This is a genomic window from Clostridium sp. ETTB3, from assembly GCF_053571985.1.
The window spans coordinates 1,699,938-1,715,680 of the sequence record NZ_CP199832.1 but is presented as its reverse complement, the minus strand read 5'-3'; the positions used below and the strand labels follow the sequence as shown (position 1 = coordinate 1,715,680).

At 28.5% G+C, this 15,743-nt stretch carries 17 protein-coding genes; 16 read left to right on the top strand and 1 reads right to left on the bottom strand.

Translation table 11 applies throughout. The features are described from left to right. The first annotated feature begins 2 nt into the window (after positions 1-2). From ACUN06_RS08475 to ACUN06_RS08400, 16 genes are all read left to right on the top strand, one after another. Positions 3-884 (top strand): YicC/YloC family endoribonuclease, encoded by an 882-nt coding sequence (locus ACUN06_RS08475; protein WP_301953362.1) that lies wholly within the window; start codon positions 3-5, stop codon positions 882-884. Positions 885-897: 13 nt separating this feature from the next. After that, positions 898-1,167, top strand: a complete 270-nt coding sequence (remA, locus tag ACUN06_RS08470; protein ID WP_291734183.1) for an extracellular matrix/biofilm regulator RemA — start codon at positions 898-900, stop codon at positions 1,165-1,167. Next, complete coding sequence (gene gmk / locus ACUN06_RS08465; RefSeq protein WP_291734181.1) at positions 1,167-1,799, top strand: guanylate kinase; 633 nt, start codon at positions 1,167-1,169, stop codon at positions 1,797-1,799. The genes remA and gmk overlap by 1 nt, the downstream gene beginning before the upstream one ends. Then, entirely contained in the window at positions 1,780-1,998 is a 219-nt protein-coding gene (gene rpoZ, locus ACUN06_RS08460) for a DNA-directed RNA polymerase subunit omega (RefSeq protein WP_291734179.1), read from the top strand. The genes gmk and rpoZ overlap by 20 nt, the downstream gene beginning before the upstream one ends. Before the next feature lie 2 nt (positions 1,999-2,000). Then, positions 2,001-3,188, top strand: coding sequence for a bifunctional phosphopantothenoylcysteine decarboxylase/phosphopantothenate--cysteine ligase CoaBC (coaBC, locus tag ACUN06_RS08455; protein WP_291734178.1), 1,188 nt, complete (start codon positions 2,001-2,003; stop codon positions 3,186-3,188). A 75-nt stretch (positions 3,189-3,263) separates the two neighbouring features. Then, complete coding sequence (gene priA, locus ACUN06_RS08450; RefSeq protein WP_449389622.1) at positions 3,264-5,465, top strand: primosomal protein N'; 2,202 nt, start codon at positions 3,264-3,266, stop codon at positions 5,463-5,465. A 12-nt stretch (positions 5,466-5,477) separates the two neighbouring features. Then, a complete protein-coding gene (gene def / locus ACUN06_RS08445) occupies positions 5,478-5,921 on the top strand; it encodes a peptide deformylase (RefSeq protein ID WP_291734172.1) in 444 nt (147 codons plus the stop codon). Positions 5,922-5,932: 11 nt separating this feature from the next. Beyond that, positions 5,933-6,859, top strand: a complete 927-nt coding sequence (gene fmt / locus ACUN06_RS08440) for a methionyl-tRNA formyltransferase (RefSeq protein ID WP_291734170.1) — start codon at positions 5,933-5,935, stop codon at positions 6,857-6,859. Between the two features lie 20 nt (positions 6,860-6,879). Further along, positions 6,880-7,575 (top strand): zinc metallopeptidase, encoded by a 696-nt coding sequence (locus ACUN06_RS08435; protein WP_294126263.1) that lies wholly within the window; start codon positions 6,880-6,882, stop codon positions 7,573-7,575. 10 nt (positions 7,576-7,585) lie between these two features. Next, positions 7,586-8,899: a 16S rRNA (cytosine(967)-C(5))-methyltransferase RsmB gene (gene rsmB / locus ACUN06_RS08430; protein WP_294367569.1), complete on the top strand. Its 1,314-nt coding sequence runs from the start codon at positions 7,586-7,588 to the stop codon at positions 8,897-8,899. Positions 8,900-8,910: 11 nt separating this feature from the next. Next, on the top strand, positions 8,911-9,942 hold the full coding sequence (gene rlmN, locus ACUN06_RS08425) for a 23S rRNA (adenine(2503)-C(2))-methyltransferase RlmN (protein ID WP_291734159.1): 1,032 nt from the start codon (positions 8,911-8,913) through the stop codon (positions 9,940-9,942). 14 nt (positions 9,943-9,956) lie between these two features. Then, a complete protein-coding gene (locus ACUN06_RS08420) occupies positions 9,957-10,673 on the top strand; it encodes a Stp1/IreP family PP2C-type Ser/Thr phosphatase (RefSeq protein ID WP_291734154.1) in 717 nt (238 codons plus the stop codon). Positions 10,674-10,675: 2 nt separating this feature from the next. After that, positions 10,676-12,925 (top strand): Stk1 family PASTA domain-containing Ser/Thr kinase, encoded by a 2,250-nt coding sequence (gene pknB, locus ACUN06_RS08415; protein ID WP_449389621.1) that lies wholly within the window; start codon positions 10,676-10,678, stop codon positions 12,923-12,925. A 139-nt stretch (positions 12,926-13,064) separates the two neighbouring features. Then, positions 13,065-13,928, top strand: a complete 864-nt coding sequence (gene rsgA / locus ACUN06_RS08410; RefSeq protein ID WP_291734973.1) for a ribosome small subunit-dependent GTPase A — start codon at positions 13,065-13,067, stop codon at positions 13,926-13,928. Continuing rightward, a complete protein-coding gene (rpe, locus tag ACUN06_RS08405; protein WP_291734972.1) occupies positions 13,928-14,575 on the top strand; it encodes a ribulose-phosphate 3-epimerase in 648 nt (215 codons plus the stop codon). Before rsgA ends, rpe begins: the two co-directional genes overlap by 1 nt. A gap of 3 nt (positions 14,576-14,578) precedes the next feature. Continuing rightward, the gene (locus ACUN06_RS08400; protein WP_291734970.1) at positions 14,579-15,217 is read left to right on the top strand and encodes a thiamine diphosphokinase; all 639 of its coding nucleotides are present in this window, start codon (positions 14,579-14,581) and stop codon (positions 15,215-15,217) included. A 308-nt stretch (positions 15,218-15,525) separates the two neighbouring features. On the opposite strand, the gene rpmB is transcribed toward ACUN06_RS08400, so the two are convergent. Further along, a complete protein-coding gene (gene rpmB, locus ACUN06_RS08395; protein ID WP_005213497.1) occupies positions 15,526-15,717 on the bottom strand; it encodes a 50S ribosomal protein L28 in 192 nt (63 codons plus the stop codon). Between the last annotated feature and the right edge of the window lie 26 nt (positions 15,718-15,743).

The window sequence follows — 15,743 nt, the reverse complement described above, 5'->3', positions numbered from 1 at the left end:
GTATGATAAGGAGCATGACTAGCTTTGGAAGAAGCAACAGTGAAGAAGGTAAAAAAAGAGTATTTACTGTTGAAATGAAAAGTGTAAATAGCAGATATTTAGATGTAAATATTAGAATGCCTAAAAGTATAATTTCTTTAGAGGAAGAAATTAGAAAAATGATTAGTAATTCTCTTAATAGAGGAAAAGTTGATGTCTTTATTAATATAAAGAATTATAATGAAGGTGCTGGAGTACCTAAGGTTGATATTAACTTAGCACAAGGATATTTACAATGTCTTAAAGAAATTGAAGAAAAATTAAATATCAAAAATGATATATCTGTAATGCAAATAGCAAGATTTCCAGAAGTAATCACTATGATTGAAGAAGAAGACAAAATAGATGAAATATGGGAAGAATTAAAACCTTTAATAAGTTCATCATTAGATATGATGATTAACATGAGAGAAGTTGAAGGTGAAAAATTAAAAGAAGATATATTAATTAAAATAAATCAAATTGAAGATTTAGTATCTAAGGTAGAAGAATTTGCAGATAGCATTCCTAAGGTATTTAAGCAAAAGCTTGAAGAAAGATTAAAAGATTTATTAGGAAATGTTGAAGTAGATGAAAATAGAATTGCTACTGAAGTTTGTATATTAGCAGATAAAGCAACTGTTGATGAAGAAATAATAAGACTAAACAGTCATATTAATCAAGTGAGAGAAACATTAAAATTAAATGAACCTATTGGAAGAAAACTTGATTTTATAGTTCAAGAAATGAATAGAGAAACAAATACAATTGGTTCAAAATCTAGTGATATCAAAATGACTAATATAGTTATTGATATAAAAAATATACTTGAAAAAATTAGAGAACAAGTTCAAAACATAGAATAATAGGAGGAAAAGCATGGGAATAAAATTAATTAATATTGGTTTTGGTAATATTGTATCAGCTAACAGATTAGTTGCTATAGTTAGTCCAGAATCAGCACCAATTAAGAGAATAATCCAAGAAGCTAGAGATAGAGGAATGCTTATTGATGCTACTTATGGAAGAAGAACTAGAGCTGTTATAATTACTGATAGTGATCATGTTATATTATCAGCAGTGCAACCAGAAACTGTTGCACATAGATTAGTAGACAAAGATGAAGCTGCAGACGAGGTTGATGAATAATGCATAATAGAGGACTATTAATAGTTATTTCTGGCCCATCAGGTGCTGGAAAGGGAACAATTTGTAAGGCGCTTTTAGAAAAGATAGATGATTTATTTATTTCTGTTTCAGCAACTACAAGAAGTCCGAGAGAAGGTGAAGTTGATGGTGTTAATTATCACTTCCTTACTAAAGAAGACTTTATATCAAAAGTAGAAAGAAATGACTTTTTAGAATATGCAGAAGTACATGGTAACATGTATGGTACGCCAAAATTCAAAGTTGAAGAAATGTTAGAACAAGGTAAAAATGTAATATTAGAAATAGATATTCAAGGTGCATTAAAGGTTAAGGAAAACTTTAGTGAAGGAGTATTTATTTTTATACTTCCTCCATCTATGGAAGAATTAAAACAAAGAATAATAAAAAGAGGAAGCGAAACGCAAGAATCATTAATGACAAGATTTAAAAATGCATATCAAGAAATAAACTATGTTTCTAAGTATAACTATGCAGTAGTTAATGATGAAGTTGATACGGCAGTTGAAAAAATAGAGGGTATAATTGTCGCAGAAAAGTGTAGAGTAGATAGAATAAAAGATACAATATTAGATTCTAAGGAGGGCGTAATTCATGAACAACTCTATGATTAATCCATCAGTGGTAGATTTATTAAAAAAGGTAGAAGACAGATATTCACTAGTAATAGTTACATCAAGAAGAGCAAGACAAATAATAGATGGTGCTGTACCATTAACAACAGTTCCTTCAAATAAACCATTAACAATAGCAATAAACGAAGTTAATGAAGGAAAAATTTCTTATTGTAAAAACAATGAAGGAACAAAATAGTTATGAGTAAATGTGTTGTTATTGGCGTTACTGGAGGTATTGCAGTATATAAGGCATTAGATGTAATTAGTGCTTTAAGAAAAAAAGATATTGAAGTTCATGTTATAATGACTGAAAGTGCATCAAAATTTGTAAATCCACTAACATTTCAATCAATAAGTCAAAATATGGTTGTAACAGACATGTTTGCAGAGCCAAAGGCTTGGGAAATTCAGCATATTTCATTAGCTCAAAAAGCTGATTTAATGCTTATAGCACCTGCAACAGCAAATGTTATAGGTAAAATTTCAAATGGAATTGCAGATGATATGTTATCTACAACTGTAATGGCAACTAAAGCTAAAGTACTTATAGCACCTGCTATGAATACAAATATGTATCAAAATCCAATAGTTCAAAATAATATTTCAAAATTAAAAGATTTTGGATATAAATTTATTGAACCAGCTAGTGGAAGATTAGCATGTGGTGATATAGGTATAGGTAAATTAGCGGATGTAAATACAATTGTTGAAAGAGTTATAGAAGAACTTGAAGATAAAGAGCAAGATTTGTTAGGAAAAAAAGTACTAGTTAGTGCTGGACCTACTATTGCACCTATTGACCCAGTAAGATATATAACTAATAGATCAACTGGTAAAATGGGATATGCTATTGCAAAAGAAGCAAGAGATAGAGGTGCAGAAGTAATTTTAGTTTCAGGTCCTACAAATTTAGAACCACCTAAAAACGTAAAAATAATTAACATAAAAACTAATGAAGAAATGAAAAAAGAAATTTTACAAAATTTTAAATGGGCAGATATAGTAATAAAGTCAGCAGCAGTTGCTGATTATAAGCCAAAGGAATATAGTAAAGAAAAGATTAAAAAAGGTGAAGGTGACCTTAATATTTGTTTAACTAGAGATAATGATATATTAAAATTTCTAGGAGAAATTAAAACTCACCAAGTTTTAGTTGGATTTGCTGCTGAAAGTGATAATGTACTTGAAAATGCAGAAAGAAAACTAAAAAACAAGAACTTAGATTTTATAGTAGCAAATGATATTACATCTTCTGATACTGGATTTGGAAGTGAAGACAATAAAGTAGTTATTTTATCTAAAAATAATGAAAAGCTTGAACTAGAAAAAATGAGTAAAAAGAAAGTTGCAAGTAATATATTTGATATGATTTTAGAAAAGCGCTAATTGCGCTTTTCTTTATATACAATATATATTTTAAAGGTTAAAATATATAGAAACTGAAAGTAAGAAGGTGATAATTTGAAGTTATATGCTGAAGTTATTATAAATTCTGAAGCATTAGAAATAGATAGACCTTTTACATATAAAGTTCCAGAAGAATTCAATAATGAAATTAAAATAGGCCAAATAGTAAAAGTTCCTTTTGGAAAAGGAAATAAAACATCTGAAGGGTTTATATTAAATTTGAAAAATGATGATAATATAAAGTTCAAAACTAAAAATATAGCAGCTATTTTAGTAAAAGATCCAGTTATTGATGAAGATGATATTAATCTTATTGAATTTTTAAGAGAAAAAACATTGTGTAAGTATATTGATGCTTTTAGGCTTCTTATTCCAGTTGGAATAATGAAGGGAGCTAAAGCTAAGAAAAAAAAGGTTATAGTTTTAAAAAATGAAGATTTAAGTAATATAAAAAATCCTGATGGATATAAAAAAATTGTTGAATTTTTTAAGACGAATTCGGGAAAATATACTAAAAGTGAACTTATTAATGATCATTCAATTTCTCAATATAAATTAAATAAATTAATAGAAAATGAAGTTTTATCAATAGAAGAAGAAAGCGTATTTAGATATAATGATAGAGTTTATAATAAGGATAGTGCTAAGACATTAACAATAGAACAAGAAAATATTATAAGAGAATATATTAACTCTGATGATACAATGTTTTTGCTTAAGGGAGTTACAGGATCAGGTAAAACAGAAGTTTATATGAAGCTTGTTGAAAGAGTATTATTAGAAGGAAAATCAGCTATTATATTAGTTCCAGAAATTGCTTTAACACCACAAATGATTGAAAGGTTTAAAGGAAGATTTGGTGTAAATGTTGCTTTATTTCACAGTAAATTATCTGATGGTGAAAGATTTGATGAATGGTTTAGAGTAAAGGAAGGAAAGGCAAAAGTTATAGTAGGAGCTAGAAGTGCAATATTTCTTCCTGCAAAAAATTTAGGCTTAATAATTATTGATGAAGAGCATGAAAATACTTATAAATCTGAACAAAATCCTAAATATCAAACAAAGGAAGTAGCAGAATATTTAAGTGAGCTAAAAGGATGTAAAGTTATTTTAGGCTCAGCTACACCGTCAATAGAAACTTACTATAGAGCTTTAACTGGGGAAATGAAGCTTTTAGAGCTAAATTCAAGGGTAGATAATAAACCTATGCCACCAATGAAGGTTATTGATATGAGAAATGAGCTTAAAGGTGGTAATAAATCATTATTTAGTAGAGAATTATTTATTGCAATACAAGAAAGACTAAAGAGAAAAGAACAAATTATTTTGTTTTTAAATAGAAGGGGATTTTCAACTTTTGTTTCATGTAGAAGCTGTGGATATGTATTTAAGTGTGATGAATGTGATATTTCAATGACTTATCATAAAAATGGATTATTAATATGTCATTATTGTGGTAAAACAAAAAGGGAACCAAGAGAATGTCCTAAATGTCATAGTAAATATGTAAAATTCTTTGGTGCTGGTACTCAAAGAGTTGAAGAAGAAGTTAAAAAATATTTTAATAATGTACGGATATTAAGAATGGATGTAGATACAACAAGAGATAAGCATTCATATGAAAGGATTTATAATACTTTTAAAAATGGTGAAGCAGATATTTTAATAGGTACACAAATGGTTTCTAAAGGGCTTGATTTTAAAAATGTTACTTTAGTTGGTATTTTAGCTGCAGATATGTCTATTAATATTCCAGATTATAGGGCAGCAGAAAGAACTTTTCAAATAATAACTCAAGTAGCAGGAAGAGCAGGAAGAGGAGATAAGCAAGGAGAAGTTTTAATTCAAACTTATACACCACAACATTATAGCTTGCAATATGCTGTTAATTATGATTATGAAGGTTTTTATGAAAAGGAATTTACAGTAAGGGCTATGATGAAGTATCCACCTTTTGGAAAATTACTTTTAATAAATGGAACATCAAAAAAAGAAGAGTTATTAAAGAATTTTATGCACAAAATAACAATGATGATTAAACCATTAGTTGAAAGTTGCTTAGATATTGAAATTTTAGGGCCAATTCCCTGTATGATTTCTAAAGTAAAGGAAAATTATAGATGGCAAATTGTTATAAAAGGTGAATTTGATTCATATTTTTCAAAAAATATTAAGGAAATACTTTATGATGAGAACAAGAACGTATATAATGATATACGAATAAGTATGGATATTAATCCAAATAATTTATTCTAGGAGGGCATAAAAATGGCAATAAGAAATATTAGAACTATTGGTGACGATGTTTTAAGAAAAAAATGTAAAGAGGTAGTTGAAATAACAAATAGAGAACTTACTCTAATTGAAGATATGGTAGACACTATGTTTGAAGCTAACGGGGTTGGATTAGCAGCGCCACAAGTTGGTGTATTAAAGAGAATATTTGTTATAGATATTGGTGATGAAAATGGAACTATGGTATTCATAAATCCAGAAATTTTAGAAACTAAAGGAACTCAATGTGATGAAGAGGGCTGCTTAAGTATACCTGGAGAATCAAACCCAGTAGAAAGACCTAATTATGTTAAGGTAAAAGCATTTAATGAAAAAGGTGAAGAATTTATCTTAGAAGGTGAAGAATTATTAGCAAGAGCTATTCTTCATGAAAATGATCACTTAAATGGTGTATTATATGTTGACCATGTAAAGTAGGAGGAAGGTTAATGAAAATAGTATTTATGGGAACTCCAGATTTTGCAGTTCCATCATTAGAAGCTTTAATTGATAAATTTGGAGTTGAAGCTGTATTTACTCAACCAGATAGACCTAGAGGAAGAGGAAAGAAAATGGTCTTTTCTCCAGTTAAAGAAATTGCTGTAAAACATGATATTAAAGTTTTTCAACCTGAAAAGTTAAAGGATGATATAGAAGCTGTAGAGTATTTAAAAGAACTTAAGCCAGATTTTATAATTGTAGTAGCTTTTGGTCAAATATTAACTAAAGAAGTGCTAGATATACCTAAGTATGGATGTATAAATTTACATGCATCATTATTACCAATGTATAGAGGTGCAGCACCTTTAAATTGGGTTATAATTAATGGTGAAGAGAAAACTGGAAATACAACAATGCTTATGGATGTTGGATTAGATACTGGTGATATGTTATTAAAAGATGAAGTTGAAATAACTAAGAATATGACTTCTGGTGAATTACATGACATATTAATGAACAGAGGTGGAGAACTTTTAATTAAAACAATTGAAGGTTTAGCAGAAGGTTCAATTACTCCAGAAAAGCAAGAAGGGGAAACTTGTTATGCAAAAATGCTTTCTAAAGAAACTGGAAAGATAAATTGGAATAATTCTGCACAAGATATTCATAATTTAATTAGGGGGCTTAATCCAAGACCTATTGCTCACACTACCTATAAAGAGGAGCCTATGAAGATATACGAATCAGAAGTATTATTACAAAGTAGTAATAAGGAGCCAGGTGTTATAATAGAAGTGAATAAGAAAGGGATGAAAGTTAGCACAGGAAATGGTATATTATTAGTTAAGAAAATACAATTTCCAAATGGAAAGCCTTTAACTATTGAACAATATATAAATGGTAAAGAAATTGAGATAGGGTGTAAGTTAATATAATATGAAAGGAGAGGGGATATATGTTTTATCCAGGACTTTATTTTGACAAAACTATGCTTTTGTTAGTTCCAGCAATGATAATTGCTTTTTGGGCTCAAACAAAAGTTAGCAGTACTTATAAAAGATATAAGAATGTAAGAATAGCAAATGGATATACTGGTGAAAATATAGCGAGAATGATACTCGATGCTCAAGGATTATATGATATTCCTGTTGTTGAAGTAAGAGGTGAATTAACTGATCATTATGATCCAGTAAGCAGACAGGTTAGATTATCTACAGAGGTTTTTCACAGAGCAAGTATTGCATCAGCAGGAGTTGCTGCACATGAAGTTGGGCATGCAATTCAACATGCACAAAACTATAAACCTTTAGTGTTAAGAACTTCTATAGCAAGAGCTGTTAATTTTAGCAGTCAAGCATCTATAATAATTTTTATGTTAGGTTTATTATTTAGTATTCCTGCATTAACAAACATTGGAATTATATTTTTCAGTGTAGCAGTATTTTATCAAATTGTTACATTACCAGTTGAGTTTAATGCTTCTAGAAGAGCTTTAAACATATTAGAAAATAGAAATATTTTATATGGTGATGAAATTAAGGGAGCTAAAAATGTTTTAAGTGCAGCAGCTATGACTTATGTAGCAGCAGCATTAATGTCAATATCACAATTAATAAGATTAATTGCAATTAGCAATAGAAATAACGATTAAGAGGTAACGTATGAATAGTAGAGAAGTAGCATTAAATATAATTAACAGAGTACTAATAGAAGGAGCTTATTCAAATTTAGTTTTATCAAATGAATTAAATGAAAGTGATTTAAACGAAAAAGATAGAGCTTTAGTAACAGAACTTGTTTATGGAACTATAAGAAGAAAAAAGACATTAGATATGATAATTTCAAATTATATTAAAGATATATCATTAATGGATGAAAAAGTATTAAATATATTAAGAATGGCAATTTATCAAATGCATTTCTTAGATAAGGTTCCAGAGTTTGCAGCATGCAATGAAGCTGTTGAATTAGCAAAACAAATTTCAGTTCAAGATTCTAAATTAGTAAATGGAATATTAAGAAGCTATACTAAAAACCCTGATGATATGGATGTTAAAGATAAGATAGATAGATTAGTATATCAATATTCTTATGAACCATGGTTTATAAGAATGATTTATAAGCAATATGGTGAAGAAAATGGAAGAAAGATATTAGCAGGATTAAATTCTACACCTAAAGTAACAGTAAGAGTTAATACTTGTAAAGCTGATTATGATGAGGTATATGAAAGACTTGAAGAAATGGGATATGATATAGAAGAAGGGTATGCTTGTCCAGAAGCTATAATAATAAAGGGTGGAAGTTCAATTGAAAGTAATGAATTATTCAAAGAGGGATTAATAACAGTTCAAGATGAAAGTGCTATGATTGTAACACCACTTTTAGATGTAAAAGTAGGAGATATTGTATTAGATTTATGTGCTGCTCCAGGTGGAAAAACAACTCATATAGCAGAGCTTTTAAATGGTGAAGGAAAAGTATACTCTTTTGATTTACATGAAAATAAATTATCTTTAATAAATGAAAATTTAGAAAGATTAGGATTAAAGGATGTTGAAGTAGAAGCTATGGATGCAACTAAACTAAATCCTAAATATGTTTCATTTGCGGATAAAGTATTAATAGATGTTCCTTGTTCAGGACTTGGAATTATAAGAAAGAAACCAGAAATAAAGTGGAATAAATCAAGAAAATCACTTAAAGATTTAGTTCCAACTCAAAGAGAAATAATGGAAAATGCTTGGACTTATTTAAAGAGTGGTGGAACAATGTTATATTCTACTTGTACATTAAATGTTGAAGAAAACCAAGATAATATTGAATGGTTCTTAAACAATCATAAAGATGCAAAAGTTGAAAAGATATTCTTAGGAAATATGGATAACTTCATGTATAACAATGATGGTTCATTAACAATTTTGCCAAATGAATATATGGATGGTTTCTATGTTGCTAAGATAATCAAAAAATAGTAGGTGAAAAAATGTATAATATTTTAAATTTTACATTAGAAGAATTACAAGGTTGGATGAAAGAAAATAAAGAAAGTGCTTTTAGAGCAAAACAAGTTTTTTCTTGGATATACAAGGATGTTTGGAATTTTGATGATATGAAGAACATTCCAGGAGCATTAAAGGAAAAACTAAAAGAAAACTTTATTATAGATATTCCTAAAATTGTAGAAGTATATGAATCTAATGTAGATGATACAAAAAAATTATTATTGTCTATGCAAGATAATAACTTAATTGAATGTGTTCTTATGAAATATAAGCATGGAAATTCAATTTGTGTATCTACTCAAGTTGGTTGTAGAATGGGGTGTAAATTTTGCGCCTCAACAATTGGCGGAAGAATAAGAGATTTAAGTAGTGGAGAAATACTTGCTCAAATTATGGTAGCACAAAAGTATTTGGGAGAAAGAATTTCTAATGTTGTATTAATGGGAAGTGGAGAACCTTTAGATAATTTTGATAATGTAATAAAGTTTTTAAAATTAGTTAATGCAGAATATGGATTAAACATAGGACAAAGACATATTACTTTATCAACTTGTGGTATAGTACCTAAGATAATTGAATTAGCTGATTTAAATTTAAGTATTACACTTGCAATTTCATTACATGCATTTAGTGATGAAAAGAGAAGGGTTATAATGCCTATTGCAAATAAATATACTATAGCAGAGATATTAGATGCTTGTAAGTATTATATGAATAAAACTGGACGTAGAATTACATATGAATATTCTTTGGTATCAGGAGTAAATGATAGTAAAGAAGATGCAAGATCGCTATCAAAACTTTTAAAAGATATGAATGGTCATGTTAATTTAATTCCAGTAAATGAAATAAAGGAAAATACTTTAAAAAGACCATCTAAAAAAACTATAGAAGATTTCGAGGGAATATTAAAAGCTCATGGAATTGAAGCTACAGTTAGAAGAGAAATGGGTAGCGATATTAATGCTGCATGTGGTCAGCTTAGAAGAAGTTATTTAGAAACACAAAAATAAAGGGGAGAAGACAAATGGTGGGAATGAAGAGTGATGTAGGTATAGTTAGAACATTAAATGAAGACTATGCTGGATACAGTGAAGAAGCTAAATATAAATTATATGTTGTAGCAGATGGGATGGGAGGTCATAATGCTGGGGAAGTAGCTAGCAAAATGGCTGTGGAAGCCGTGAAGTCTTACGCAAAAGAAAATTATGACAATGAGGGAACGAATGTACTAGAAAATGCAATTGAATTTGCAAATTCTAAAATTTATAATAAAGCAATTGAAAGTAGTGAATATAAAGGTATGGGAACTACATTAGTTGCTGCATTAGTTAGTGATAATAATATATTTATTGCTAATGTTGGTGATAGTAGTTGTTTTGGAATTACAAATAATAGTATAGAAAAAATTACAAAGGATCACTCATTAGTTCAAGAATTAATTGATTCTGGTACAATTACAGAAGAAGAAGGTAGAAATCACCCAAAGAAAAATGTTATTACACGTGCATTAGGTACTAGCAACATAGTAAAGATTGATATATTTAAATATGATTTAAGTTCTTATGACAAATATTTATTGTGTACAGATGGATTATCAAATGAAGTATTAAAAGATGAAATGTTAGAAGAAATTAAAAGAGTTGATGATTATAATCATGCCTGTGACAAGTTAATTTTATTAGCAAAAAGTCGAGGGGGAAGAGATAATATTACGGTCTTGCTATTTGGAGGAGAGGTGTAAAAATGATTGGTGAAGTATTAGGAAATAGATATGAGCTGGTGGAAAAGATTGGCGAAGGTGGAATGGCTATAGTTTATAAGGCTAGAGATAATAAGTTAAGTAGATTAGTTGCTGTAAAAGTATTAAAAAAGGAATTTGCCAATAACAAGGATATATCAGATAAGTTTAAAAAAGAAGCAACTGCAGTAGCAAATTTTTCTGATGCAAACATTGTGAATGTATTAGATGTTGGACATGAAGAAGAAGGAAATATTGATTACTTTGTTATGGAGTATGTTAATGGAAAAACGTTAAAAGAGTTAATTGTTGGTAGTGGAAAATTAAATTATACTACTGCAATAAGTATTGCAATTCAAATAGCAAAGGCATTAGAATGTGCACATAAAAATAATATAATTCATAGAGATGTAAAACCACAAAATATATTAGTTACTGAAAGTGGCTTAATTAAAGTAACTGATTTTGGAATAGCAAAAAGTTCAACTTCAGCAACTATTACCAATACAACTACAATAATGGGATCAGCTCATTATTTATCACCAGAACAAGCAAAAGGCTCTTTTGTAGATTTAAGAAGTGATATTTATTCTTTGGGGGTTGTTTTATATGAAATGGTAACAGGGGTTCTTCCTTTTGATGGAGAATCACCAGTTACAATTGCATTAAAGCATATTCAATCAGAGCCAATTGAACCTAAGAAACAAAACCAAGCTATACCTGATAGTTTAAATAATTTGATTATGAAGTGTATGAGCAAGGAGTGTATTAATAGATATCAAAATTGTAAAGAATTAATAGATGATTTGCAAAAAATAAAGGAAAATCCTAATGTATCAATTGGTACAGTTGAAAATTATGATGATGGAAAAACTATCATTATGGAACCAATAAGAGTTGAGGATTTTGTAAAAAATGAATCATCAAAGAACACTTCAGAAGAGTCAAAAAATAAAATTTATACAAGAGATGATTTTGAAAATGATTATGATGATGACGAAGATGATGAAGATGATGATATAGAAATATTTAAGAAAAGTAAGAAAGCTAATCAAAATAATAAAACTAATAAAAATAAGAAAAATAAAAATACTGCAATTATAATAGGCATATCTGCAATAGTATTAGCATTATTATTAGGAATTGGCTTTGCTTTGGGATCAGGATCATTTAGTGGTAGTAGTACTAGTAATAGCGAAAAGAATGTTACAATTCCAGATATTAAAGGCATGTTAGTTGATGATGCAACTAAGGAATTAGAAAAGTTAGGATTAAAATTAAAGATTTATGAAACTGTTGAAAGTGATAAAGCTGAAGGAACAATATTAGAAATGTCACCAGAAGCTAATAAAACTGCTAAAAAGGGTGATGTAATTAATGTTAAGGTAGCTGGAGCAAGTAAAAAGGTAACAGTACCTGATTTAAGAGATAGAGAAATAAATTATATAAAAGATTTCTTAACTCAAAAAGGATTAAATTATGAAATTACTGAAGAATATAGTGACAATGTTGAATCAGGATATTTAATAAGACAATATCCTGAAAAAGGAACAGATGTAGCAATAGGTTCAACAATACAATTAACTATAAGTAAGGGGCCTAAAGAAACTTATGTTTCTGTTTCAAATTATATAGGAACTAATGTTGATAAGGCTAAGGGTGAATTAGAAAGCAAAGGTTTAGTGGTATTGTTAGAAGAGCAAAAAACAGAAGATAAATCACAAGATGGAATGGTATTAAAACAAACTATTGAAGGTGGAACTAAGGTATCAAGTGGTTCAAGAATTACTCTTATTTATGGAAGATATACAGAAACTTCAATAGATGTTAGTAAGTATATTAGTGTTGGTATGACATTATCTGATGCAGTAAGTTCATTAGAAAGTGCTGGAATATCATATTCTATTTCAGGCGCATCACAAGATGTTGATATGAGTTCTTATGTTGTAAAAGGATTTAACAATAAGATTAAAAAAGGTGAAACTGTTAAAATTCAAGTTGAAAAAAAATCTTCAGTTGATAATAATGGTGGCAATAACAGTAATACTGGTAATAACAGTAATACTGGTAATAACAGTAATACTGGTAATAACAGTAACACTGGTAATGATGGCAATGATGATAAAGGTGATGACACTAATAAACCAGGTAGCGGAGATAGTGGCTCAGGTAATGATAATAATAAAGATGAAAGTACAGCAGATAGAATAGGAATTGATACAAATAAAAATAATGATGTAAGTATAAACAACTAGTGTTAATAGATAATATGATGAAAAAGTGAGATTGCAATAATGTAATTTCACTTTTTTTTCATTTTATAAAATAAAATATTGCATTTATTTAATAATAGTGTTTATTATTATTAAGAAGAGTAAAATGTTTGGAGGTACTATGAAAGGAAAAATAATCAAAGGAATTGGTGGTTTTTATTATGTAAAAACTACTGATGGACTAATAGAGTGCAAAGCAAGAGGAAAGTTTAGACATAGAGATATGAAGCCTCTTGTTGGAGATGACGTAGAAATAGTAGTAGAGCATGGCAAAGGTGTTATTTGTGACATTCATGAAAGAAAAAGTGAACTTATCAGACCTACAGTTGCTAATGTAACACAAGCATTTGTTGTTTTTGCAATTAAAACTCCTGATATTAATTATGATTTATTAAACAGATTTTTAGTATTATGTGAACATAATAATATAAAAGCAATTGTATGTTTAAATAAAGTTGATTTAGTATCAGATGAAGAAAGAAAAATTGTTAAGGAAAAAATTAATTCAATTGGTTATGAAGTGTTGTTTATTAATGCAAAACAAGGTCTTGGTGTTGAAGCATTAAATGAAAAGTTAGAAGGGAATGTAACTGTGCTTTGTGGGCCATCAGGAGCAGGAAAATCAACACTTATAAACACCTTAACTGAAAAATATTACATGGAAACAGGGGAAGTTTCAGATAAATTAGGAAGAGGAAAACATACAACAAGACATAGTGAACTTATTGATGTACAAGATGGATACATAGTTGATACACCAGGTTTCTCAACATTGGAGGTTACTTTTATAGATAAGGATGATTTAAAATATTGCTTCCCAGAATTTGAAGAATACAATAATCAATGTAAGTTTAGGGGATGCTCACATTATAAGGAACCTAGTTGTGCAGTTAAAATGGCAGTAGAAGAGGGTAAGATTAATAAAGTTAGATATGACTTTTATATAAGAACATTACAAGAAATAATGAATGGGAGGAAATACTAATGATTAAAATAGCACCATCAATATTATCAGCAGATTTTTCAAAATTAGGCGAAGAAGTAATAAAGCTTAATGATGCAGGAGCAGATTTTATTCATATAGATGTAATGGATGGAGAATTTGTACCAAATATAACATTTGGGATGCCTGTAATAAAAGCAATTAGAAATAAAACAAACAAGGTTTTTGATGTTCATTTAATGATTAATAATCCACAAAGATATATAGATGGATTTATCGATGCAGGAGCAGATATAATTACTTTACATTATGAAGCAGAAAAGCATTTAGACAGGGCTATACAATATATTAAATCAAAGGGAGTAAAGGCTGCAGTAGCATTAAATCCTGCAACTCCAGTTTGTGTATTAAAAAATATAATAGCTAATTTAGATATGGTTTTAATAATGTCTGTAAATCCAGGCTTTGGAGGACAAAGTTTTATACCATATTCTTTAGATAAAATTAAAGAAGTTAAAGAAATGGCGATTAAAGCAGGAAATGAAAATATATTAATTCAAGTAGACGGTGGTATAGGCAAGGATAATGTAAAAGATGTTATTGAAGCTGGAGCAAATGTAATTGTAGCAGGTTCTGCTATATTTAATGGCGGAGATATTGAAGAAAATATTAAATCATTAAGAGGGTAATAAATGAAATGTTTAATAATGTCTGGAGGAGAAAAGCCAAAAGATGAAGTTATAAGAAAGTATGCAAGTTCTTGTGAACTAATAATAGGAGTAGATAAAGGTTGCAATTATCTTTATGATTTAAATATAACTCCTCAATACATAGTTGGTGATTTTGATTCCTCTAAGGCTGAAGTAATAAAAAAATTAGAGAATCTTGGAGCAGCAAAATATAAGTATAATTGCGAAAAAGATTTTACTGATTCAGAAGAAGCTTTTGAATTAGCAATATCAAAAAAAGCAAGTGAAATTTATTTTTTAGGGTCTACAGGGAAAAGATTAGATCATACATTAGGTAATTTAGGATTATTATTAAATGCTTTAAATAAGGGTGTTAGAGCGCAAATAATAGATGATAGAAATAAGGTTTTTTTAGTGAATTCAAATTTTAAAATTTATAGTGATGATGAATATAAATATATATCATTTTTAGCATATAATGAAGAAATTAAGGAATTTACAATTAAAGATGCAAAATATACATTAGATAAGTATAAATTAAAAGTTGGAGACTCAAGAACTGTTTCAAATGAATTTAATTCAAATGAAATAAACATAGAAGTTTCTAATGGCAATTTATTAGTTATGTTTTCAAAAGATTAAAATAAAATAAAATAAAAAAAATTTTTTTAAATTATGCACCACTTTATATTTTACTGCATAGAATGAGTAGTAAGGAGTGGTGTATTTTATTTTAAAATAAAATTACATTCTTAGTTTTTAATATAAAGCTAGTGAATGGAGGGAAAATATATGAAGATAGTAGCAATTAAGTTACCTAAATTTTTATCATCAATTATAAAATTTTTTACTAGAAAGAAATAGTACATATGTATTAAAAGTATGGATTATTAAAATTTAGTAAAATAAAAAATGCAATTGATTTAATCAATTGCATTTTCTATTTGAACTTATATTGCTCTTTCAACTTTACCAGATCTAAGACATCTTGTACAAACGTGAACAGTTTTTGGTGTTCCGTTAACTAAAGCCTTTACTCTCTTTATGTTAGGAGCCCAAGTTCTCTTAGATTGACGATGTGAGTGTGAGTATTGAGTTCCAGATACTACACCTTTGTTACAAACTTCGCATCTTCTTGCCACTTGAAAACACCTCCTTATTGTATGAA